The sequence below is a fragment of the Bradyrhizobium sp. C-145 genome (assembly GCF_023375135.1).
Lineage (GTDB): Bacteria > Pseudomonadota > Alphaproteobacteria > Rhizobiales > Xanthobacteraceae > Bradyrhizobium > Bradyrhizobium zhanjiangense.
In genome coordinates this window covers 6766715-6788460 of the sequence record NZ_CP088150.1, presented here as the reverse complement: position 1 = coordinate 6788460, position 21746 = coordinate 6766715, and the positions used below count along the sequence as shown (strand labels likewise).

General features: G+C 59.7%; 13 protein-coding genes, 12 pseudogenes and 1 other annotated feature. Of the genes and pseudogenes, 12 read left to right on the top strand and 13 right to left on the bottom strand.

Annotated features, from left to right (window positions below):
- Positions 1 to 73 precede the first annotated feature (73 nt).
- The 4 genes and pseudogenes from LRP30_RS31995 (at position 74) to LRP30_RS45300 (ending at position 2687) form a co-directional block, all read left to right on the top strand.
- Positions 74 to 586, top strand: a complete 513-nt coding sequence (locus tag LRP30_RS31995; protein WP_249757373.1) for a hypothetical protein — start codon at positions 74 to 76, stop codon at positions 584 to 586.
- Positions 576 to 1070: pseudogene (locus LRP30_RS31990) on the top strand (recombinase family protein); the annotation flags it as partial. The gene LRP30_RS31995 and the pseudogene LRP30_RS31990, both read left to right, overlap by 11 nt.
- Positions 1071 to 1170: 100 nt before the next feature.
- Complete coding sequence (locus LRP30_RS31985) at positions 1171 to 1746, top strand: zinc ribbon domain-containing protein (RefSeq protein WP_249757372.1); 576 nt, start codon at positions 1171 to 1173, stop codon at positions 1744 to 1746.
- 464 nt (positions 1747 to 2210) lie between these two features.
- Positions 2211 to 2687: a group II intron maturase-specific domain-containing protein gene (locus tag LRP30_RS45300; protein WP_346016186.1), complete on the top strand. Its 477-nt coding sequence runs from the start codon at positions 2211 to 2213 to the stop codon at positions 2685 to 2687.
- Here LRP30_RS45300 and LRP30_RS31975 read toward each other — a convergent pair.
- Positions 2684 to 2998 (bottom strand): hypothetical protein, encoded by a 315-nt coding sequence (locus tag LRP30_RS31975; protein WP_249757371.1) that lies wholly within the window; start codon positions 2996 to 2998, stop codon positions 2684 to 2686. The two genes, LRP30_RS45300 and LRP30_RS31975, sit on opposite strands and share 4 nt — an antisense overlap.
- Positions 2995 to 3585 (bottom strand): annotated as a pseudogene (locus tag LRP30_RS31970) (transposase); the annotation flags it as partial. The pseudogene LRP30_RS31970 and the gene LRP30_RS31975, both read right to left, overlap by 4 nt.
- 108 nt (positions 3586 to 3693) lie before the next feature.
- Here LRP30_RS31970 and LRP30_RS31965 point away from each other — a divergent pair.
- From LRP30_RS31965 to LRP30_RS31955, 3 pseudogenes are all read left to right on the top strand, one after another.
- Positions 3694 to 4566: pseudogene (locus LRP30_RS31965) on the top strand (IS3 family transposase); the annotation flags it as partial.
- Positions 3921 to 4034: a sequence feature (AL1L pseudoknot), on the top strand. Its footprint overlaps the pseudogene before it by 114 nt.
- Positions 4567 to 4612: 46 nt before the next feature.
- Positions 4613 to 5986: pseudogene (locus tag LRP30_RS31960) on the top strand (IS30 family transposase).
- A 37-nt stretch (positions 5987 to 6023) separates the two neighbouring features.
- Positions 6024 to 6326, top strand: a pseudogene (locus LRP30_RS31955) (integrase core domain-containing protein); the annotation flags it as partial.
- 58 nt (positions 6327 to 6384) lie between these two features.
- Here the strand turns inward: LRP30_RS31955 and LRP30_RS31950 are convergent.
- Positions 6385 to 6879: pseudogene (locus tag LRP30_RS31950) on the bottom strand (transposase); the annotation flags it as partial.
- A gap of 1104 nt (positions 6880 to 7983) precedes the next feature.
- On the opposite strand from LRP30_RS31950, the gene LRP30_RS31945 reads away from it, so the two are divergent.
- The 3 genes from LRP30_RS31945 to LRP30_RS31935 all read left to right on the top strand — a co-directional run bounded on the left by LRP30_RS31945 (position 7984) and on the right by LRP30_RS31935 (position 10490).
- A complete protein-coding gene (locus tag LRP30_RS31945) occupies positions 7984 to 8769 on the top strand; it encodes an ATP-grasp domain-containing protein (protein WP_249757370.1) in 786 nt (261 codons plus the stop codon).
- A gap of 93 nt (positions 8770 to 8862) precedes the next feature.
- Positions 8863 to 10347, top strand: coding sequence for a lyase family protein (locus tag LRP30_RS31940; protein ID WP_249757369.1), 1485 nt, complete (start codon positions 8863 to 8865; stop codon positions 10345 to 10347).
- Between the two features lie 2 nt (positions 10348 to 10349).
- Positions 10350 to 10490, top strand: a complete 141-nt coding sequence (locus LRP30_RS31935) for a hypothetical protein (protein WP_249757368.1) — start codon at positions 10350 to 10352, stop codon at positions 10488 to 10490.
- A 165-nt stretch (positions 10491 to 10655) separates the two neighbouring features.
- Here the strand turns inward: LRP30_RS31935 and LRP30_RS31930 are convergent.
- From LRP30_RS31930 to LRP30_RS31920, 3 genes and pseudogenes are all read right to left on the bottom strand, one after another.
- Positions 10656 to 11921: pseudogene (locus tag LRP30_RS31930) on the bottom strand (IS256 family transposase).
- A 567-nt stretch (positions 11922 to 12488) separates the two neighbouring features.
- On the bottom strand, positions 12489 to 12734 hold the full coding sequence (locus tag LRP30_RS31925) for a hypothetical protein (RefSeq protein ID WP_249757367.1): 246 nt from the start codon (positions 12732 to 12734) through the stop codon (positions 12489 to 12491).
- A gap of 441 nt (positions 12735 to 13175) precedes the next feature.
- Positions 13176 to 13407 (bottom strand): annotated as a pseudogene (locus tag LRP30_RS31920) (IS481 family transposase); the annotation flags it as partial.
- 465 nt (positions 13408 to 13872) lie between these two features.
- Here LRP30_RS31920 and LRP30_RS31915 point away from each other — a divergent pair.
- The gene (locus LRP30_RS31915; protein WP_249757366.1) at positions 13873 to 14916 is read left to right on the top strand and encodes a CoA ester lyase; all 1044 of its coding nucleotides are present in this window, start codon (positions 13873 to 13875) and stop codon (positions 14914 to 14916) included.
- A 487-nt stretch (positions 14917 to 15403) separates the two neighbouring features.
- Here LRP30_RS31915 and LRP30_RS31910 read toward each other — a convergent pair.
- Positions 15404 to 16368 (bottom strand): annotated as a pseudogene (locus tag LRP30_RS31910) (IS481 family transposase).
- 174 nt (positions 16369 to 16542) lie between these two features.
- Here LRP30_RS31910 and LRP30_RS31905 point away from each other — a divergent pair.
- Positions 16543 to 17730 carry an IS110 family transposase gene (locus tag LRP30_RS31905; protein ID WP_249757365.1) on the top strand — a complete coding sequence of 396 codons (1188 nt, stop codon included), beginning with the start codon at positions 16543 to 16545 and terminating at the stop codon, positions 17728 to 17730.
- A gap of 154 nt (positions 17731 to 17884) precedes the next feature.
- Here the strand turns inward: LRP30_RS31905 and LRP30_RS31900 are convergent, their stop codons facing one another.
- The 6 genes and pseudogenes from LRP30_RS31900 to LRP30_RS31880 all read right to left on the bottom strand — a co-directional run bounded on the left by LRP30_RS31900 (position 17885) and on the right by LRP30_RS31880 (position 21744).
- Positions 17885 to 18247 carry a hypothetical protein gene (locus tag LRP30_RS31900; protein WP_249757364.1) on the bottom strand — a complete coding sequence of 121 codons (363 nt, stop codon included), beginning with the start codon at positions 18245 to 18247 and terminating at the stop codon, positions 17885 to 17887.
- Positions 18244 to 18696, bottom strand: a pseudogene (locus LRP30_RS31895) (transposase); the annotation flags it as partial. The gene LRP30_RS31900 and the pseudogene LRP30_RS31895, both read right to left, overlap by 4 nt.
- A pseudogene (locus tag LRP30_RS31890) lies at positions 18666 to 19360 on the bottom strand (helix-turn-helix domain-containing protein); the annotation flags it as partial. The pseudogenes LRP30_RS31895 and LRP30_RS31890, both read right to left, overlap by 31 nt.
- Positions 19361 to 19596: 236 nt before the next feature.
- Positions 19597 to 20139, bottom strand: a complete 543-nt coding sequence (locus tag LRP30_RS31885; RefSeq protein WP_249757363.1) for a lipocalin-like domain-containing protein — start codon at positions 20137 to 20139, stop codon at positions 19597 to 19599.
- A gap of 319 nt (positions 20140 to 20458) precedes the next feature.
- Positions 20459 to 20640: pseudogene (locus LRP30_RS45295) on the bottom strand (thiamine pyrophosphate-binding protein); the annotation flags it as partial.
- Between the two features lie 906 nt (positions 20641 to 21546).
- On the bottom strand, positions 21547 to 21744 hold the full coding sequence (locus LRP30_RS31880) for a hypothetical protein (protein ID WP_249757362.1): 198 nt from the start codon (positions 21742 to 21744) through the stop codon (positions 21547 to 21549).
- Between the last annotated feature and the right edge of the window lie 2 nt (positions 21745 to 21746).

Genomic DNA, 21746 nt, shown 5'->3' with positions numbered 1-21746 from the left:
AGGTAATATGCATGCGGCGGTAGTAACGAGTTGTTAACCATGGTTATGTCGAAGATAAATACGTTTATGTCAGATGGCACGTTCAACGAAGACGCAGAAAGCCCTGAACTTGAACGCGGCGCATGGCCTGTTGTCGCCGGGAAGCAGCGTGGCAGAAGCGGCGACCATATTGGCGCAAGAACGCGGCATCTCGCTGCGGCAAGCGTATCGGTATCTGCACGGCGCCCGCGCGCTCGGACGCGCGACACCGGTTGGCGAACCTTCGGTGCCTGGCGACGTTCAAAATTCCTCGCGACGTGCTCGCGCAATTACGTGCATATTCCAGGCGCAGCGGTTTGCCGCTGAGCGTGATTGTCACCGAGGCGATCGAGACGCGTTTGACCGCAACACGTCGGCGCGGAAGACATGGCTAAGCGCTCTGCAGAGCGTCCCGCCGTTTGTTTGGAATTTGCTTCCGATCGCCTGCTCCTTCGCCCTGCAGCAGGGCTTCAGCGTGCCCGATGAATGGGTGATCGAAGACGAGGGGTACAGCGGAGCTACGCTAGTTCGCCCCGACCTGGGAAAGGGTTCGCGATTTGGCGGCTGAGGGGCAGATCGATGCAGTCCTCGTTCATTCACCAGATCGACTGAGTCGAAAATATGCATATCAGGTGCTTCTAATTGAAGAATTTGCACGACATAACGTCGAGACAATGTTCATCAAAGCGCCCCAGACAGCAACAGCGGAAGATCAGCTGTTGTTGCAATTCCAAGGCATGATTGCAGAGTATGAATGGGCGCAAATTTTGGAGCGGTCGCGCCGGGGCAAAAGGCACCGTGCACTGCAGGGAGTTGTCAACGTTCTTTGCGGCGCCCCGTATGGCTACCGATATATCCGTAAGGCTGAGCACGCACCGGCGTCTTACGCCATCATAGACGCTGAGGCGACCGTAGTGCGCAAGGTCTATGAATACTACACCGTCGCGGGTTTGAGCATCGGCGCCATCACGCGTCTGTTGAACGAACAAGGCATTCCTACGCGCAAGCGCATCTCTCGTTGGGAGCGTTCGGTGGTTTGGGCGATGCTGCGGAATCTCGCGTACAAGGGAACGGCGTGCTTCAACGAAACCAAGACGGCGAAGCGACAACGCATCACGCGGCCAATCCGTCTGCGAGGCGGATTCGCATCACGTGACAGCGCCCACCACGAGCGGAAGGGAAGACTGGATCGAAATTCCGGTGCCACCGATTGTTACCGAGGAGACCTTTGCATTGGCTTCGGAGCGGCTTCAGGCGAACAAAGACCGCGCGCCTCGTCGCACGATCACCCCCAGCGTCGTGCAAGGCTTGGTGTCGTGCCGCAAATGCAGCTACGGTCTCTATCGCACTTCGACGCGGACGAGTGCGCGTATGATCCACTACTATCGTTGCCTCGGCTCCGACGCATGGCGCCGCCTTGGCGGGCCGGTGTGTGATAGCAAGCCGATACGACAAGATCTTCTTGACGAGGTGGTATGGCGTGAGATCCTCAAACTGCTGGAGAGTCCACACCTTATTCAAGAAGAACTGGAGCGGCGATTGGCTGCGGCACGTACTGCCAGCCCCGTCAAACGCCGTGAAGAGCTCTTGCAGCGGGAGCTGGCACGCGTACGAAAGAGCACGGAACGTTTGATGACCGCGTACCAGGAAGAACTGATGTCGTTAGACGACCTCCGCCGTCGCATGCCCGAGCTTCGCAAACTGAGCAGGCAATCAGCGCCGATCTAAATGCGCTTGAGAGCCAACTTGCCGACCGCGCTGGATATCTGCGACTAGCAGAAACCGTGACAAGCTTCCTTGCACGATTACGCGAAACGGCCAAAACGCTGGATGTCACGGAGCGTCAGCGCATTGTGCGACTCCTGGTCAAGGAGATCTTGGTGGACGACGATACGATTGTCATCCGACACTCGATTCCAGCTCCAACCGGATCAACTGACGGCAGTGGGCCGACCTCGCGCTCCAAAGGTCGCCAACCGCCAGGCGACGCAAGTTACCTTTTGCGTAAGGGGAGTAGTGAGCCCGATCCTCGCCAACCTCTTCAATGCATTTGATCTCTCGATGGCGCGGACACATCCCGACCTTCCTTGGTGTCGGTATGCCGACGATGGACTGGTGCACTGCCGGACCGAGCAAGAAGCAGAAGCGATTAAGGCGGAGCTTCACGCAAGGCTGGAAGTGTGCGGACTCAGATGCATCCGACGAAGGCGCAGATCGTTTACTGCAAGGGCAACAGGCGTCGGCGAAGGTATCCGAGGATCAAGTTTGACTTCCTCGGATATCAGTTCAGGTCGCGGCAGGTGGCAACGTCACAGCGGAAGGAGTTCTTCTGTGGATACACCCCGGCGGTCAGCCCGACAGCTTTGAAGGCCATGCGAGCGACGATCCGAAGCTTGCACATTCCTCGGCAAACGCCGGGGACGCTGGCTGAGATCGCCCAACAGATCAATCCGCTCCTCCGGGGGTGGATAGGTTATTACGGATGGTTCAGTCGTTCGGCGCTGTTCTCTCTGGTCGACTACGTCAATCAGAAGCTGAGGGCGCGGATCATGCGAAAGTACAAGCGGTTCCGGCTCCACAAAACCGGTGCTTCGCTGTTCTTGCGAAACCTGGCTCGACGCCATCTTCTGTCTGTGGATGAGAAGTCCCAAATTCAGCCGCTAGTCTAGCAGGCTGTTGAAGAAGTCTTTGAACGGCGCGCGATGAATGGGATGTTGTCGCCGTTGAGGAGGCAGATCTCCCCTTCGAGTGAGCCGTCATCCTGCAGTTCGGCCCAGCCGTCCCCCTCGGCTGGCTCCATTTCGTTGTTTCCCTGCCAGCCGAACTCGACGGTATCGCCGTGGCAGGCTCCATGAATGGAGTCAGTGAGGCAATCGAAGGCGAATTCGCCGCCGGCCTCATCGAACAGGATGTAGGCGCCCGCCAAGGCCATATCGTAGCCCGGCGTCTCGACGACCTGCCATCTGCCTCGAATGGTCATGCCGGTGCCGCCAGAAGCTTGGGAGGCCGGATCAGATTGTAGGCTGCAAGCGCCAGGACGAAGACGGCATCCACGCGGTCGCGGCCTCGCAGCTTGACCTTGGCCAAACCAGCGGAACTCTTGATCCAGCCGAAGACTTCTTCGATGCGTTTGCGGCAGCGTTGGCTGACGTCGTAGCCGCTGTGACGCGTGGTACGCGCGTCGATCGCTGTCTTGCGCCGCTTGCCGGTCTTACTCAGATGTCCATCAATCGCGATATGCGGGGTAACCGATCTATCTCTCAGGTCGTGCACGAACTGCGTGACATCATAGGCCTTATCCGCCCCCAGAGTGATCCGCTTCGCGCACCTCCGCCTGTCGATCATGGCAAGCGCAATCTCCCGTTCGGCGGTACCCGTCGCTTGGCTCACCCCACCCAAAACCGCTAAACCATTGCGGTTCTCCATCAGGGCATGGCCCATATAGCTCAGCTTGGCTGGCTGGCCGTCACCCTTCTTGTAGAGCCGCGCCTCAGGATCAGTCGTGCTCGCATGGGTCTCGTTGGATCGCTTCTCCTTGTGGAAGCTGCGCTCGGCGTTACGTCCCGGACTGAACCGCCCCGGGTTTGCCGGAGGCTCCAACTCCTGAGAGGATGGAGCCATGACAAGCAAGACGACGAACAAGTTTCACCTGAGGTCCGCGATCGAGCGGTTCGGATGGTTCTGGATCACGCCGGCGAGCACCCGTCGCGGTGGGCGGCAGTGACCTCGATCGCGGCCAAGATCGGCTGCACCCCGCAGACGCTGCATGACTGGGTCAAGAAGGCCGAGATCGACAGCGGGCAGCGGGCCGGCTTTCCAACCGAGATGGCCGAGAAGCTGAAGGCCCTGGAACGGGAGAACCGTGAGCTTCGGCAAGCCAACGAGATCTTGCGCAAGGCGAGCGCGTATTTTGCGATGGCGGAGCTCGACCGCCGGTCCAAGCCATGATCGGCTTCATTGACGAGCATCGTGGGGCGCATTCGGTCGAGCCGATCTGCAAGGTCTTGCCGATCGCCCCCTCGACCTACCATGCCCATGTGGCCAAACGGCGTGATCCCGCCAAGCTGTCGGCGCGCGCCCGGCAAGACGCGGCGCTGAAGATCGAGATCCGGCGCGTCTTCGATCAGAACTTCTCCGTCTATGGCGTGCGCAAGGTCTGGCGACAGCTCAAGCGCGAAGGCTTCGATGTTGCCCGTTGCACAGTGTTGCGACTGATGCGGGACATGGGTTTGCAAGGGGTGATCCGCGGCAAACCCGTCAAGACCACGATCAGCGACAAGGCCGCGCCATGCCCGCTGGATCACGTCAACCGCCAGTTCAAGGCGTCCAGGCCGATACGTCCTTTGGCTCTCCGACTTCACCTATGTCCCGACCTGGGCCGGCTTCGTCTACGTTGCCTTCGTCATCGACGCCTATGCCCGCAGTGGCTGGCGGGCCTCGCGCACGGCGCACGCCGGCTTCGTGCTCGATGCGTTGGAGCAGGCCTTGCACCATCGAAGGCCGGTCCATCGCGGCGGTCTCGTGCACCACAGCGATAGGGGCAGCCAAGGCGGATTCAAACGGTCGTCGCAACACCTCGAAGTTGGAGGTTGCGATGAAAGTTGTAATCCGACGTTCGGCGCGGTCAGGACGAGCGCCATTGCCATCGCCAGGCCGGCCGTCTGTGGCCGGACGCGATGAGCAGAATAGATTTTGGAAGGCGATTGCCACGGGGCAGAGCGGCGAAGATGCTGCGTTTGAGGCCGGCTTATCGCAACCTGTCGGAAGCAGATTGTTCCGAAAGGCAGGCGGCATGCCACCAGCGATGTTCAGATCTTCAGCCAAGCCTCTCTCCGGGCGCTACCTTTCATTGGCTGAACGCGAGGAAATCGCCCTTCTAAAAGTGCAGGGCCATTCCATACGGGAGATTGGGCGCCGCTTAAGACGGGCTGCTTCGACGGTCTCCCGTGAATTGCGGCGGAACGCGGCCACCCGCGGCGGCGGCTTGGATTATCGGGCCACAACTGCCCAATGGCATGCAGACCGATCTGCTCGCCGGCCCAAGCCGACTAAGCTTGCGCCCAACGCAGCCTTGCGCAGTTATGTGGAGGAGAGACTTGCCGGCAGTGTTGTAGCCCCGAGCGGAGCTTGTATTGCTGGCCCCACCGTTCGGTGGAATGGCCGCCGGCAGGGCCGGCGAACGGATCGACGATGGGCCAAGGCATGGAGTCCCGAGCAGATTGCCCGACGCTTGCCGATCGACTTTCCGGACGACAAGACGATGCGCATCAGCCACGAAGCCATCTATCAGGCTCTCTTCGTTCAGGGCCGCGGTGTACTACGAAGCGAACTGACGGCCTGCTTGCGAACCGGACGTGTGTTGCGCGTGCCCAGGGGGCGCGTACGCAGGCGGGGCAAGGGCTTTATCTCGCCGGAGATCATGATCCGTGAGCGCCCCGCTGAAGCGGCCGATTGAGCCGTACCGGGACATTGGGAGGGAGACCTCATCCTCGGTCTTGGCAGCTCGGCGATCGGCACGTTGGTCGAACGCACGACACGCTTCACAATGCTATTGCACCTTCCCCGATTAGCCGGGCATGGCGAAGCTCCGCGCAAGAAGAACGGACCTGCGCTTGCGGGACACGGGGCGGAAGCCGTGCGCGACGCGATCACGCGCACCATCATCACTTTGCCCGAAGAACTACGTCGGACGCTGACTTGGGATCAAGGAGCCGAAATGGCTCAGCACGACCGCCTCAAGATCGATGCGGGCATCCAAGTCTACTTCTGCGACCCGCAAAGCCCTTGGCAGCGCGGCACTAACGAGAACACCAACGGGTTGCTGCGGCAGTACTTTCCGAAAGGCACAGACCTGAGCATCCACAGCGCCGACGAAATATCCGCTGTAGCAGCGGCCCTCAACGCCCGACCGAGATAGACACTGGGCTGGAAAACGCCGGCAGAAGCGCTTGACGAATTACTGTCATGAGTGAAAACGATTGGTGTTGCGACGACCGTTTGAATCCGCCCAATACGTATCCATCAAGTACACCGAGCGCCTGGCTGAAGCTGGTGTCGAGCCGTCCGTCGGCAGTGTCGGAGATTCCTATGACAACGCTCTCGCCGAAACCATCAACGGTCTCTACAAAGCCCAAGTGATCCATCGGCGCGGGTCATGGCGTAGCTTCGAGGCCGTCGAGTTCGCGACCCTGGAATGGGTGGATCGGTTCAACAACCGGCGGCTGCTGGAGCCCATCGGCAACATTCCGCCGGCCGAAGCCGAGCAACGCTACTACGCCATGCTGGAACAGCCGGCCATGGCGGCATAACTAAAACCAAATGGCCTCCGGCAAACCCGGGGCGGTTCAGACCATCCTCGTCTTTGTCGCTGCCATCCTTCTTTCGGAAGCTCTTGATCGAAGCCCAGGCTTCAATCAGCGTACCATCCACCGAGAAGTGCTCGCTCGACAGCAGACGCTTGACCTTTGGCGGCGCCAAAAGCGCGTTCAGGAACTTGGCCGCAATCTCGCCTTCGAGCAGCCGGTCGCGGTTCTTCGAGAAGGTCGAATGGTCCCAAACCGCATCGTCCACCCCAAGCCCAACGAACCAGCGGAACAGAAGATCGAACTCTATCCGTTCCATCAGATGCCGTTCCGAGCGAACGTCATAAAACGCCTGGAGGAGCATCGCCCGAAGCAACTTCTCCGGTGCGATCGAGGGGCGACCGAAGTCCGTATAGAGCTTGCCGAACTCCCCAGAAAGCTCGCCCAGCGCCGCATTCGCCAAGTCTCGGATCACCCGTAGCGGATGGTCGACGCGAACTCGAGCCTCTAGGTCCACATAACTGAAAAGCGAGCCGGACCGTTCGTCACTCCCCCGCATCGCGCGCTCCCCCAGTTAAATCCTGGTCTTAGGGAATCAAGATACGAAGCGCTTCGCTACCGACTTCTTCAACAGCCTGCTAGACGGCAAATCAGCCGATGCTGCCAATGCGTCCCGGCCATCCGGCCCGAGGAGCCATGACTACACAAGGCACGGTACCAGGTCACTATTTGCTGCCCTCGGCATTGCGACCGGACTGATCTTCGGCAAGTGCTACGCGCCGTGCCGCCGATTTCCGCAAGTTCCTCGACGAGATCGAGGCAACCGTGTCGCGCGACCTCGACGTCCATCTCGCGCCCCCTTGATCCGAGATGGCTGGCTAAAAGGCCGCGTTGGCCCGTGCACCTGACCCCGACCAGTTCGTCTTGGCTCAACCAGGTCGAGCGCTTCTTCGCGCTGCTACGGAGGAGAAGATCAGGCGCGGCATCGATGACAGCGTCGCCGCCCTCAGGGGCTGACATCACCTCGTTCATCGACCGACACAACCCTAACCTTTCCGATGGACCAAGTCCGCCGATGACATCATTGCTTCCATCGAACGCTTCTGCAGATACAATGACCTACAAGCCTCGATGTTGCGAACTTCTGTTCAGGACACTAGCGCATCGGCGTCTCCGACTTGGCTATTCAAAATTGGACGTAGCGGGGTACGGTGCCAATCATGTGTCTCAATCGCTAGAGCGCGCTCCCGGTTCTTGTAGGTGCGAGCATCTGTGCGCTTGGCTAATGTGCCCCTGGCAGTTCCGCTAATGCATTGGCGGGAGCCAAAGCGCTCATTGGTATATCGTGATTGCCAATTATCATGAAAGTCGGCGGCTCTTCGTTTCGTGGAGCGAACTAGTACCGGCCCTTTGCGGCTTGGTCACGCCGCCACGGCAAGGCGCGATCGAGATCCCACTGAAACTTCAGACGCACAGGAGTGTTCATCCTTTGGTCGCGAAAACATGCGGCATAGGGTCCTGCCACCCGCATTTCGGCGAACTGCTCCAAGGAGCCCTCGAAGTCCGAGAAGCGGGGCGTCGCCGAACGGTACGGGCGCTGGTCTCACTTCACATCCCATACGCCGAAGGATCGGTCGCCCGCGTCATGTTGGAGCCGAGCCGCGTGGGACACTTCGTGGTCGAAGCCGGCCACAGCGGCATCGAAGTGACACCGACCCATTTCCGCAAATGCGAGATCGTGGCTCGGCACGCCGTTGCGCGGGTCGGCTTGCCTGCAATTGTAAAGCCGATCAGTGAGACCGGTAGCACCGGCGTCACTTTAGTAGAAACAGAAACCGTTGCGATTCAAGCTCTACGCAACCTGCTCGGCGCCACGGCGGACGTGCGCGGCCGTCGCATCCATCCTGGTGCGCTCCTGATGTCGTACATTGCGGGCGACGAGTTTTCCGTCGAGATTTTCGATAGCCGGGTCTTTGGAGTCAGGCGGAAACACCTAGGAGCTCTGCCGCATTTCGTCGAGATTGGACACGATGCGCCGGCAATAATGTCGCCTCAATTACGACCGCAGATGGTAGATGAAGCTCTTCGCGCGACAGAGGTCCCGGGTCATAGGCGGGGACCCGCTCATGTCGAATTACGAGCGCACCAGGGCTGCGTCACGATCATCGAAGTTAATCCTCGACCCGCGGGCGGCTCGATCCCTAGTGTTTTCCTTCACGCGACCGGTTTCGATCCCGTCCTAGCAGTCCTCCGCAGTCTGCTTGGAATGCCACCCGAGGCTCCGACCGCTGGCGCTTATGGTTCAATCCGATTCATCGTGCCGGAGCACGAAGGGCACTTCCAGATTCATCAAAACTGCGAGCGCCTCGTCGGCCGCTCGGCTCACAGAATTCGCTTCATATCTGCTCTGCCTACAGAATTCAGGCGCTACAATGACTTCCGCGACTGAATCGGTCACGCCATGGCTGTTGATGGCGATCCTGCTGCTGCTGCCCGGCGTGCCGAGGCTACGGTTACCTTCATCCACCAGGCATGAAAGAAAATGTTGCAAGACACAGGCCGCATCAAATCAACTCTCCATCCTGAAGCGAGCGCGATCGTTTTCGACGCTGATCTTCGGCGCGCAGTGATCGACGAGTTACCCTTCTATGCCGAAATCGATCGAGCCCAGGCCATTATGCTTGAGCGAGTGGGATTGATCGACCGCGACATCGCCAAAAAGGTATTCATCGAGCTCGATAGATTGCAGGCCGAAGAGTTCCAGAGGGTTGCTGTTTTGCCTGCTCCCCGCGATTCTTATCTCGCCTATGAGGATCATCTCCGTTCGGTGATCGGCAAGGCAGGTAGTGATCTACATCTCGGCCGGAGCCGCAATGATGTCAATGCGACAGTCCTAAAGCTCAAGCTGAGAGGACCGTATCTGGAATTGGCCGGCGAACTCCTCGAACTTCTACGAGTGCTCTGCGGGCGCGCTCGCGCTCACCTTGAGACGGTTTTCCCGCTGCAGACGCACCGTCAGCCCGCCTTGCCATCCACCTTTGCGCACCATCTGGCGGCGTTCGCCAGCTCGCTCTCGCGCGATCTGGAGGCACTTCTGGCTGTGCATCCGCTCCTCAATCGTTCTTGTCTCGGTGCTGGCGCCGGGGGAGGCACGACCTTGCCAATTCTGCCCGATTTGACAGCAAAGCTACTCGGCTTCGCGACGCCGCCAGTCAACTCCATCGATAGCGTGGCATCTCGCGATCTGGTCCTTCGTCTCCTGGCAGGGTCCGCGATTCTCGGATCGAATCTCACTCGCATCGCCGAGACATTACTGCTTTGGGTCGGCGAAAGCGGGCTGGCTAGTTTTCCACACGAATTAGTGGGATCTAGCTCCGCGATGCCTCACAAGCGAAATCCCTTCCTTCTCGAGCAAGTCCAGGGAAAGGCGGGGGCGGTAATTGGCTGTCTCGTGGCCGCGATGACGGGTATGCATAACACGCCCTTCACGAATTGTGTGGCCGTCGGAACCGAAGCTACTCGCCATATTTGGACCGGACTCGACAATTCCGTCGGATCGGTGCGCCTCATCCGACTATGTTTTTCGGGGCTGACCGCTGCAGAAGACGCTGCGTCAGCTATGCTCGATCGCTCATTCGTGAATGCCATGGAAACGGCGACGCGCCTCGCCGTCGACCGCTTCCTCGACTCTCGATCCGCTGATATTGAAGTCGGTCAGTTGGTTACGACAGCTCTCGAGTGTGGTGCACCGAGCCTCTTGGCGATCATGCAAGAAGGCCGGATCGTCAATCCCGCGGAGTCGCTAGTGCCGGATGTCATCGCAAGAACGGCTCGAGCAGGGGGAGGGCCTGCTCCCGAGACTGTTACCGCTGCACTGGACGAGCTCGAAACAGACATCGATCGATCAGCCGCGATTTTTCGCGAACTCGGCGCCGGCTGGAGCCGTGCGCGAGAAGAACTTCGATCTGCAATCGCGAACCTAAACGGCACCACACTTCATCCGATCGACAAAGGGAATGAAGTCTAGCGATGAGACACGCGGTATTCGGTTTTGCAGCGCGACAATGCACTGTGCTCACGCGAGGGCGCCTGGCAAAATATGGCACGCCGGAGATCTTCAACACCGATCCTGCCCGCCAATTCGCCGGTGCGACCTTCACCGAGGTTTGACGGGCGCGGGGATCAAGATCTCCATGGATCGAGCGGCTGTGGCAGTCGTCCAAGCATGAATGCACCATCTCAAGGGCTATACCGACAGCCGCGAGGCCAAGAAGGAGTCGTAAGCTGGATCGCCTGCTGCAACGGAGCTATGCGGGATTTTGGGTGACGAGGTGATCAGGCGGCGTGGTTTGTCGGCACTTGGATGACCTCGATGCCGTCGTTGAATCTGACACCCGCGATAACCTTCGGCAACTGATTTGTGCCTTTGAGCCGCCGCCAGGTCTTCGATGCGGCGATGACGAGCTTGAACACCATCAGCTTGGCGGTGGTCGGCGACAACGAACCCTTGGTGCGCACCGTCCGGTGCCGCACGGTGGCGAACACGCTCTCGATGGGATTGCTGGTGCGCAGGTGATCCCAATGCTCGGCAGGAAAGTCGTAGAAGGCCAGCAGCGCATCGCGATCCTTCAGACATTCGACCGCGCGACCGTATTTGGCGCGGTATTTCTCGGCAAAGACGCCGATCGCCGCTTCGGCGGACGCCCGGTTCGGCGCCCAATAGACCTCGCGCAAATCCTTCTTCATGGTGGCCTGCACCGAGAGCGGGACCTTGTCCAGGACATTCACGGTCTTGTGCACCCAGCATCGCTGGTGCCGCGTGCCGGGAAAGACCTCGTCGAGCGCCTTCCAGAAGCCGAGCGCGCCGTCGCCGACGGCAATTTCCGGCGCGATCTGCAACCCGCGCTGCTTGACGTCGATCAGGAGCTCGCGCCAGCTCTGCGCGCTCTCCCGCACGCCGACCTAAAAGCCGATCAGTTCCTTCTTGCCTTCCGGCGTCGCGCCGATCAGCACCAGCATGCACTCGCCGTGGTCTTCCATGCGGGCCTGCAGGAAGACGCCATCGGCCCACACGTACACGTATCGGCGCGCCGACAGATCGCGCCTCTGCCAGCGCTCGTACTCGCCTTGCCACTCCGCCGTCAGCCGGGAAATCACCGCGGGCGACAGGTTCGGCGCGTCCTTGCCCAGCAAGGCCGTCAGCGCCTCCTGGAAATCGCCGGTCGAGATGCCGCGCAGGTATAGCACCGGCAACAGCGCATCCAGACTTCTGGTCCGCCGTGCCCACAACGGCAGGATCGCCGAGCTGAACCGGATCCGCTCGCCCTCGCTGGACGCCCCGCGGTCGCGAACCTTCGCCCGCGCCACCTCGACCGGGCCGATGCCGGTCTGGATCATTCGCGCCGGGCCGTAACCATGCCGCACGACACGGGCGCGTCCGTCGGCAAGCTTCAAATCCTTCACCGTGGCAAGAAAGGTCTCGACTTCCACCTCGACAGCCTGTGCCAGAAGCAGCCGCGCACCGGCGCGCAGGACATTGGTCAGTGGATCATCGATCTCGTCGGGCTGACGAAGCGGCACAATATTGCTAGTCTCGTTCATGGCGTATCGCTCTCCTTGAGAGGTTCTGGCAGGCTCGACACCCGCCTCGATACGCCGCCTATCTCAGTCCGTCATCCCCCACTTTCCCGCATAGCTCGCTGCAACGATCGTTGCCTTCATCAGGCGCACGGCTATCGCACGCCGATGGCGGTCGCGCAGGCCGTGAGGGTGTGGACATGATGAGGATCGCTGACGCTTTGACCACATGTCCACAGCAATTGCAGCAGATAGAGTCTCTGGCAGCGTGATAGAAACGGTTCAGGAGCGGTCAGTTTCCGATGACGCAGTCCATCGCCCAAGCCCCCTTGGATGGCATCGCCGAGTTGCGGTCGTCACGCAGCTTGGCTTGACCCAGCGCTCAGGCGTTTTAGTTGCGCAATTGTGGCCCAATTCGCATAGGGAACGCGGCTATGACAGATCTTCCTGATCTTCTGTGCGAGGACGGCTTGGCCGGAGCGACGGAACTTGTATCTCGAACTCTCAAGATCGAGGCCGCGCTGGCCTGCGGATCGAAACCTGCCATTCGTTGCGGGCTTCGTCGATCAGCTTGCACTTGCCGTTGGAGCCTCATAGCTTTAAGCGGATCACGTCCTGCAGCATCTCCATCTCAACCGACAGGTTTGCCATCTGTTTAAGATCGCAGTTCCCCTTCTTAGAGCTGCTTCGATCGCAGCATTTTCCTCGGCAGCAATCCTTGTTAAAATAGGTCGCGTGGCCGATTCCGATCTTGCGGCAGCTCTCCGCAACCGGAACGCCGTCTGCGCTCGCTTCAGGATGAACGCTTCTGAGCTTCCAATACTTGGAAGCCTTCATCGTCGTTCGATCCTCCCGACCAAGCGGATTCGGCAGCGAAGACTCTAGAAGAATGGCACAGTTTGCTGGCCTCGGATCAGGATCGACCAAAGCGCGTCAGGCCCCTGTCGTGCGCCCCGACGGACATCGCGGCGGCTTACGATGGGCGACTCGGCGTTCGCTCAACACGCCGTCAACGATCGCAGCAAATCTTGAGGATTAGGAACGACGCGGTCGCGCCGTCCCTTGCCGTGAAGCAGCACCTGCGGGCGCGGTTATCTGAACTCAACTCACGTTCGCGCCTGTCGCTTCGAACAACGACTTTCGTTCGCCAAGACCATTCCTCCTCTTATCGGCGGGCGGACGAATGCCGTCAAGTTTAGACTGAGCTCCTTCGAATCCGAGAAAGCCGGGTTCAGCGCATCGGGGGGTGGTATTGAGAAATAGCAAATAGCAGAACCGGGTGTTTAGTCCCGGCATTTGTTGGAACCGACTGAATTTGAAACGTTCTGGCCGAGAAGTCCAGGATTTGCAGATGTATCCGTATGGTGTGAGGCCCTTGAGTCTTCAGCCGCCGAGCGTGGCTGTAGGCTGTGATGAAGTTAGCAAGGTGAGCTTCAAGCGGATCGTGTCGCTCGTACCGTGTGGCAGTCGCCTCCTTGATCGCGTGGTTCATGCGCTCGAGCTGGCCATTAGCGCAATACGCTTGATCTTGGTCAGCCGATGTTTGATCCTGTTTCTTGGCATCGCATATCGAAAATATGCGTCACGTAGCTAGTCGTCGGGCCGCCCGCGTACCGCGGCGAGTAGGTGAACTGGATTCCATTGTGCGGCTCCCGTAGGCGACGGCCTGGATCGGGGCTTGAGTCTCGCGCTGCTTCCACGTCGCGACAGTCTTCCGATTGCTCTCGTAGCGTTTGGCGACCGCTTCGGGCTTTCTTGACTATCTTGTATTGCTTGACGGACTACCTTCGCTGGTTAGTCCCACAGCTTTATGGTGAATCCCTATCGCATGATTGGAAGAGCGCTACGGGAACAGCCCTCGCTAAACGGAAGGTGACGGGGTCTTCATGTGCAGACCTCTGGCGTCAGTGTGCAGCCTAGTGTGATCTCGCGATGTCAGCCTACAAGGAAAGGTAGGTGTGCAGCCAATTACCATATGCAAACGATCGCCAAGCCACAACGGGTCGAGCCCGAGCCAGCGAAAGACACTGATCTTGATGTGGCGTTAATAGTGCAAGTTCCAAACGAGGAAAAGATTATGCCCCAGACATACCGAGACGCTCGCTGGTACCGCTCGATGCTCTACGTGCCTGGAGACAAATTCGACTGGATGTTAAAGGCGCCCAAATATGGAGCGGATGCCCTGATCTTAGATCTCGAAGACTCGGTCGAGGTTACTCAGAAGGCTGGAGCTCGCAAGGCGGTCGCGGCAGCCATCGCGGAGCTCAGCACCGGTCCCTTCGGGCGTTTTGTGAGGCTCAATGGTTGGCGAACGGGCCATCTGCTAGACGATCTTAATGCGGTTGTAGTCGATGGCCTGGACGGGGTGGCACCCGCTAAAACTGAAGACCCGGAAGAGATTACCGCTCTGGACCTTGTGCTTGGGGATATGGAAAGGTCGCGAGGGCTGCCGGCCGGCCGAATCGAGATTTGGCCGCACCCGGAATCTGCGTTGGGGATGTACAGGCTTTACCATCTCTGCACGGCATCCCAGCGAGTCAAACGGGCCGGCTGTTCTGGTGGTCCGCCCCCAGGTGGGGACGGGGCTCGCTCCCTGGGCCTTAACCACGCGACTGAAGAGGGGATTTACTTTGGAGCCTATTCCGCGCTGCAAGCTCGCGCTGCCGGGATTATACAGGTCGAAGGCGCAATGACGGGACGATTGGGTGACGTCGAGTTAGTGCGTCGAATCGGCGAAAGATCGAAGCGCATGGGCGCATCGTTTGCGTCGGCGATCCATCCCAGTCATATCCCCGTCATCAATGAGGTCTATTCGCCAACGCACGATGAGATCAATGAGTCGTGTGACATCATATCCGCCTTGGCGGAGGCCACCGCCCGCGGGGAGGGCTCGATTCGGTACAAGTCAACGTCAGTAGACTATGCGGTTGTTCGGACTGCCATGGAGATCCTTAAAAGGGCTCAGGCAATCGGAATTGATGTTGGCAATATCCCAAAAGTCGAGCTGCCCCCAAGTTGAGGAGCCCCACTGGATTGACCGATTGCTCCGGCAGGATGCGTCGTCAATCTCAGCACAGTCTGCCGATTGTGGCCGCGATCGATCAGAGGCCGCGGCTGGAAACATGTTTATCGTCTCGCAACCAGCTGAGGAATTCGGGCAATAGGGGAGCAGGATTTGCTGATAAAACGGTCTGGCCGGTGACGATCAGGTTCGCATGGGTTTCGAGCCAGGCGTGCGGTGCGAGTAAAAAAGAAATTCTGGGTCGATGCGACGCTGGTGGAGGATGAGATGAAGAAAGCACACGCTCAGTAGGAAGGTCGAAAATCTACGCGCGACTCGAGCCAGGTGAAGACCTTGTTCCCCCTTTGGAATATTTGCAGCCGCTCACCGGCGCTTCTCGATCGACCATGTTCTCTCAGTCGCTCTGGCGGGGAACTCGCCAGGCCCGACGCCCGCCGCGCTCACCTAAGAGACAAATGCAACTGTTAATGCTAGTCACGTGGATCTAGGTGTTCAGTCCTGAAGTGAGGTGGGTTGGATCGTACCTGAACCGGTGCGGGTGGTCAGCCCAGGCTTTGCAAATGTGCTCGTAGGGAGTGAGGCCGCGAAGGGTCTTAAGGCGCTTGGCGAAGTTGTACGGGTCCAGGAAGGCGGGGAGGTGATCTCTAAGCTGCCGGCGTGTGACGTAATGATATCGCCGCACGGTGGCTTCCTTGAGGGTTCGGTTCATGCGCTCGACCTGGCCGTTGGTCCACGGGTGATTGGGCTTGGTGAGGCGGTGTTCGACGTCATGTTGCGGCAGACGCGGTCAAAGGCATGCAGCCTGTATCGCACCGTCGGTCCCGACCGATGTTTTGGCATATCGCAGAACTGCACGCCGTTGTCGGTCAGAACGGTGTGAATTTTGTAAGGGACCGCAGCGATCAGGGCTTCGAGAAAGGCCGCGGCGGTCCTGACGTTGGCTACCTCGTGTAATTGGACGAAAGCGAACTTCGAGGTCCGGTCCACCGCCACGAACAGATGCAGCTTGCCCTGCTCGGTGCGAACCTCGGCGATATCGATATGGAAGTAGCCGATTGGGTAGGCCTTGAATGGCTGCTTGGCTGGTTTGTCACCACCGACCTCGGGCAGCCGACTGATCCCATGGCGCTGCAGGCAGCGGTGTTACGACGAACGCGTCAGGTGCGGAATTGTCGCCTGCAGGGCATAGAGGCAGTCGTCCAGAGGCAGCAGGGTGTGCTTGCGAAAGGCGACGACCATCGCCTCCTCCTCGGCAGTAAGCACGGTCGAGTGCACCGCCTTCGGGCCCATCGGCGCATCATGCACGAAGGCCCGTTTGCGCCACTTGGCAACCGTTTTTTGATTTAGACCGTACTGGGCAGCGAGCTCTTTGAGCGGAGCCTTCGATCGCTGTATCGCAGCTCGGACCGCGTACGTGGTCGTGGCGCTGCCGTGGAGTATCTGTCCCATAGGATCTCCCGGAATGAAGGATCAGCTTGCCTGATTCCCCCACACTCCGGGACTAGACACCTAGACCCTATGTTCGCCCTCTGAGGTGACGGGCGGCCCGCCCCGCGGCAAGCTCCTATCGAGGGTTGCGCCGGATGGTCCGGCGCCGAGCCTCAAGCATGGGGAGCGGGCCTGATGAACGATAGCATTTTCGTGGGGCTGGATGTGCACAAGGCGACGATTTCGGTTGCGGTGGCCGAAGAGATGCGCGGCGGGGAAGTTCGTAACTTGGGGATCATCCCCAATCGCGCCGATCAGATCGACAAGCTGGCGAAGAAGCTTGGCAAGGGTGACCGGCAGGTAAGTTTTTGCTACGAAGCCGGCCCCTGCGGATATCGCCTGCATCGCCAACTGATGGGACTGGGGCACAATTGCCTCGTGGTGGCCCCCTCGCTGATCCCAATGAAGGCCGGGGATCGGGTAAAAACCGACCGGCGCGATGCGGCGATGCTGGCCAAGCTGCACCGGAGCGGCGAGCTGACAGCTGTGTGGGTTCCGGATGCGGCGCATGAGGCCATGCGCGACTTGGTGAGAGCCCGCGCCACAGCGATGCGTGTGCTCGGCAAGGCACGGCAACATCTCCAAGGCTTCCTGCTGCGACATGGGCGCATCTATGCCGGGAAGAAGGGGTGGACTCTGGCTTATCGTCGCTGGCTCACCACGGTGCGCTTTGATCACCCGGCGAGCCAAATCGTTCTGCAGGACTACATTCATGCCGTGACCGACGCTGAGGCCCGTGTGGACTGCTTGACCAAGCGGATCGAGGAGCTGGTGCCACAATGGTCGATGACGCCATTCGTTGAGGCCGTGCAGGCCATGCGCGGCGTCGCCTTCATCGTTGCCGTGACGGTGGTTGCTGAAGTCGGCGACTTCGCCCGCTTCGACAATCCCCGCCAGTTGATGGCCTTTCTCGGCCTCGTGCCGTCGGAGCATTCGAGCGGCGCCACCATCCGACGCGGCGGCATCACCAAGGCTGGCAACGCTCTGGCCAGGCGAGCTCTGATCGAGGGGGCATGGACCTATCGCATGCAAGCCCGCGTCAGTCGCAAGCTCCATGACCGTAACGAGCGCCTGCCACAAGCTATCCGCGATATCGCCTGGAAGGCCCAGGTCAGGCTGTGCGCCCGCTATCGCCGCTTGTCGGCGGCCGGCAAACCCAAGGTGATCATCACCACCGCCATTGCACGCGAGATGGTCGGCTTCCTGTGGGCGATCACTCGTCAAGTACAACTCGGGCCGGCCGCCCGAAGAGCGCTGCTCGACCATATCGGTGCCCAGGGCAGGAGGCAGGGCGCGGTGGGGAATCCTCGTGGCCTGTTATGAGCCGGCATTGCCGACGCTCGCTCCCTAGACCGAGGCAGCCCCCAGACGAAACCACGGTCATGCGGTAGCCAACCCGCGCATGAGAGCTTGATCAACCGTCGTTTTCAGCCCTGCCTCCTACCGTGGGCACCTTCGAAGTCCAGCGTCCGGGCGCTCAGCCGGAAGCGGCTCCGCTTGATCGAGTCCCTTGACAGCAAACATGAGAGCAGGCTGTTGAAGAAGTCTTTGAACGGCGCGCGATGAATGGGATGTTGTCGCCGTTGAGGAGGCAGATCTCCCCTTCGAGTGAGCCGTCATCCTGCAGTTCGGCCCAGCCGTCCCCCTCGGCTGGCTCCATTTCGTTGTTTCCCTGCCAGCCGAACTCGACGGTATCGCCGTGGCAGGCTCCATGAATGTAGCCAGTGAGGCAATCGAAGGCGAATTCGCCGCCGGCCTCATCGAACAGGATGTAGGCGCCCGCCAAGGCCATATCGTAGCCCGGCGTCTCGACGACCTGCCATCTGCCTCGAATGGTCATGCCGGTGCCGCCAGAAGCTTGGGAGGCCGGATCAGATTGTAGGCTGCAAGCGCCAGGACGAAGACGGCATCCACGCGGTCGCGGCCTCGCAGCTTGACCTTGGCCAAACCAGCGGAACTCTTGATCCAGCCGAAGACTTCTTCGATGCGTTTGCGGCAGCGTTGGCTGACGTCGTAGCCGCTGTGACGCGTGGTACGCGCGTCGATCGCTGTCTTGCGCCGCTTGCCGGTCTTACTCAGATGTCCATCAATCGCGATATGCGGGGTAACCGATCTATCTCTCAGGTCGTGCACGAACTGCGTGACATCATAGGCCTTATCCGCCCCCAGAGTGATCCGCTTCGCGCACCTCCGCCTGTCGATCATGGCAAGCGCAATCTCCCGTTCGGCGGTACCCGTCGCTTGGCTCACCCCACCCAATGGCGCTTGTAGCATTTCTCGATCACGAAGCCGAGGCGACATCGAGCGCGGCAAACAGCGAGGTCGTACCAGCACATACCTGCGCGTCCGACGCCCCGGCGCGGCAGGCATCATTGGCAAGACCGGCTGCTCGCGATGAGTGCCATTTGGAGGAAAATACCCCGAATCCGACTTTTCTTATCGATGCTGAGGACAATGGCTCGGTTCAGTTTGGGTAGATCAGGCGCGACGATATCAAGTACCTGATCGGAGCAGAGTATCACTTCAGGGCTTGAAATGTCCGACTACGGTGCGGCTGTAAGCCGAACTCCGTCCACATTCAACGGATCTCGTGGGAAAAGGCGAGTCTCCACAGCTATCGAGCGGATCGACCAGTGCGTCGCATCGGCCGGCGTCGTACGCAACGCCCGCTCTATCACTGCAGCAACTTGATCGTCATTGAGGATTCGACGGGCGGCAAGGGCGGGCTTCGTCAAGCAAGTCATCAGAGCGATCTCAAAAATCGGCGAAGCCACTTACAAATGATGCCGAGTTCGGCAGCCACAGACTTGTTCGGCGATCCATCCGCACATCCGGATCGCACAGTGCGACCGGGCAACACGACGAGATGAACTTGCCTCTATAAGTACGCCCGCTCTTGCTGAGCCAACGCCAACGGAGCGATCGGCCAGTTTTTCATAGCTGCATTTCCCACAAGCGCTCTCCTCCAGAGGCCGTCAGCGCTCCGTTATGTGACGAATCTTGCATTCTAGATGCCTAGACCTTGGCCGTACTAACGTCATTGACTGTTTTAGTCAGAGCTTCCGCTGGGCCGGCAGTCACGCGAGCACCCCGCAAGAGCGCTCGAGCCACCTATGACCGCGACCCACGCCCCTTCAATTACCAAACAGGTCATTCATCGCAGATCTCGGGTAATCTGAGGCAGTGGCATTACTTGACCCGGTTCCACACGAGTATCGATCGCCCCAGGGTGCCGTCGAGATAGCTTTTGTACGGAGCGGTCGTGATCGTCAGGGTATCTCCCTCGAGCACAAAGTGTCGTATTTGATTGGTGCCGGTCCACGTCTGGTTCCACGATGTGTCGATGTGATGAACGACGACGTTTTCCCCCAACGAGAACGCACCAGCATATGCGACCATGGTACCAACCAGTTCCGCGCCTTCTGCAGCGGTGGGCACGACATCACGAGGTACGATCCGATCATCCCGGGTGAAGATAGCGTACATCCTGCCGTCCGCCGCGTAGCCAAGGTAGCCGATCGGGGCCTCGCCGAATTGATTGTGACGATGTCCATCCGACAATCGTTCACGAACGTAGGAACAGAGCCGCCATGTACCAAGCACGGGAGAATCCGCTGGCGGTTTGCCAGGACTTAGAGATGTCAAGAGTTTACTGTCCGTCGCCAAGTCGCCCTCCCAAGCCGAAGCGGTTTTTGAACGCAATCGAAATCGCAAAACGTGGAAGAACATCATGTCACCATCTCCGGAGATGGGTGTCGAACGTGTAGATGATCGAACTGTCTCGCTTGCACCGACACGCAATCAGCGTCCGGCGCCGCTCGGGTTGCTCAATAATGTCCAGCAACGAGGCTTTGCGGGTTTCCGCTTCGTCGTTACCAAAATACAGGCGCGTGGCCGGTCCAACTTGGAACGATACTCGCCATGCATACGATCTGTCGGGACGCCCTTCGTCGATACAATTGAACCGACGTGCTGAGAAAATCGCTCTCGACTGCTCATGATCGCCTCTTGTCCAGTGCCATCAACTTCGGGCGAACCTGAGCATGGGCAGCCCGATCGACAGGTCAAGCGCGCCAAGACCACGAGGTGCAATGTACACACCCGGGCGGCGGTCACCGAACCGCCCGTAAGTCGCCGCGTGAACGACGCGGCCTGCTCGTGGCGCCTCAGCATCCATTCGACTTTCGAATTCCGACGCGATTCCAGCACATCGAGCGTCTCTTCGCCGGGTATGGCCAAAGGCGCGATCAACCTCGTTACGCTTCGAGAATTCAATCCGAGCCGTCATCATCCTGCACCCCGGGTATTGCCCGAATTCCTCAGCAACGGTGCGAAGGTCCGCCCTAGCATCTCATCGATTGCGCGCTGTAGCCGCGGGCGTTGGTTCCATGCTCAAGATCAACCCGGCAGACAGCAGCAGCGGCAACCGGAGCGTATGTAACATACACAGAGTAGTTGGCACCTATCAGATCTTGTACATGCGCTTATGGAGCACCGCGATGCCGTTCTCCGGAATTGCTTGCACTTGTCGTGAAACTCCGACTTGGCAGGCCAAAGGCTTTCCGTGGGCTGATCAGTAACTCGATGCCGAATGCTCTGACAAAGCGACACCAGCGGAGCGTCCTTCGACACGGTCGCGAGTAGTTCGGGACTGGCTCGCTGTCGCGACGATCTCCGAGTGCGCAAGTAGATCTGCTCGAATGTCGTTGGCGTATAGCTGATATGCATCGGCGACGATTTCGCCTTGATGAACGGCGGCTTCCCTATGGATTATGCCTCATCGGAATGATCAGAAGCCGCATGATTGACTGCCTTATGAACATGATCGCGCTCAGAAATGCGTCAGCTCTGGATCGCTCGCCATGAACGATCTCTGGGGAGCTGAAGCGGAATGGAGGCCAGCAGGTCGGCTACAAGCCCAGTTATGCCTAGCAACAGGCGCGAGCGCGACGCTGGACGGGCCCTCGCCTCGCCCTGAAGGCGGGCCTGTGCCGCGCGGTAGTCGCCTGAGCAGGTCGCAGGCCGGCGCGCGCGAGTGGGGCCGCAAGTGATCTCCTGCGAGCGCTGAAGTGTACCCTATGCGTGGGACCACGGGACCGGTTTGTTAGTTGGAGTCTCGGCCCCTCCGATTTCCTGATATCACGCTGCGAACAGCGCTGTCTGCTGCTGTTGTTGCGCCTGCGAGCAAGTGGGCAACCCTTCGGCGTTGTTCAAGCACAGCATCATGTCCACCGGGCGCGCGATGATTGAGCCGCCTGATGATCGGCGACGGGTGCTGTAGAAGGCGATCCAGGCGGCGATGGCTGTCTCGACAAGTCCGCAATGCCCTTTCGCCAACC

What these genes read in the sequence shown, in the direction of transcription:
- LRP30_RS31900 (WP_249757364.1), bottom strand. Translation starts at nt 18,247, where the DNA reads ATGACCATTCGAGGCAGATGGCAGGTCGTCGAGACGCCGGGCTACGAT.
- LRP30_RS31915 (WP_249757366.1), top strand. Translation starts at nt 13,873, where the DNA reads ATGCAAACGATCGCCAAGCCACAACGGGTCGAGCCCGAGCCAGCGAAA.
- LRP30_RS31940 (WP_249757369.1), top strand. Translation starts at nt 8,863, where the DNA reads ATGTTGCAAGACACAGGCCGCATCAAATCAACTCTCCATCCTGAAGCG.
- LRP30_RS31995 (WP_249757373.1), top strand. Translation starts at nt 74, where the DNA reads ATGGCACGTTCAACGAAGACGCAGAAAGCCCTGAACTTGAACGCGGCG.
- LRP30_RS31975 (WP_249757371.1), bottom strand. Translation starts at nt 2,998, where the DNA reads ATGACCATTCGAGGCAGATGGCAGGTCGTCGAGACGCCGGGCTACGAT.
- LRP30_RS31885 (WP_249757363.1), bottom strand. Translation starts at nt 20,139, where the DNA reads ATGATGTTCTTCCACGTTTTGCGATTTCGATTGCGTTCAAAAACCGCT.
- LRP30_RS45300 (WP_346016186.1), top strand. Translation starts at nt 2,211, where the DNA reads ATGCATCCGACGAAGGCGCAGATCGTTTACTGCAAGGGCAACAGGCGT.
- LRP30_RS31905 (WP_249757365.1), top strand. Translation starts at nt 16,543, where the DNA reads ATGAACGATAGCATTTTCGTGGGGCTGGATGTGCACAAGGCGACGATT.
- LRP30_RS31935 (WP_249757368.1), top strand. Translation starts at nt 10,350, where the DNA reads ATGAGACACGCGGTATTCGGTTTTGCAGCGCGACAATGCACTGTGCTC.
- LRP30_RS31925 (WP_249757367.1), bottom strand. Translation starts at nt 12,734, where the DNA reads ATGAAGGCTTCCAAGTATTGGAAGCTCAGAAGCGTTCATCCTGAAGCG.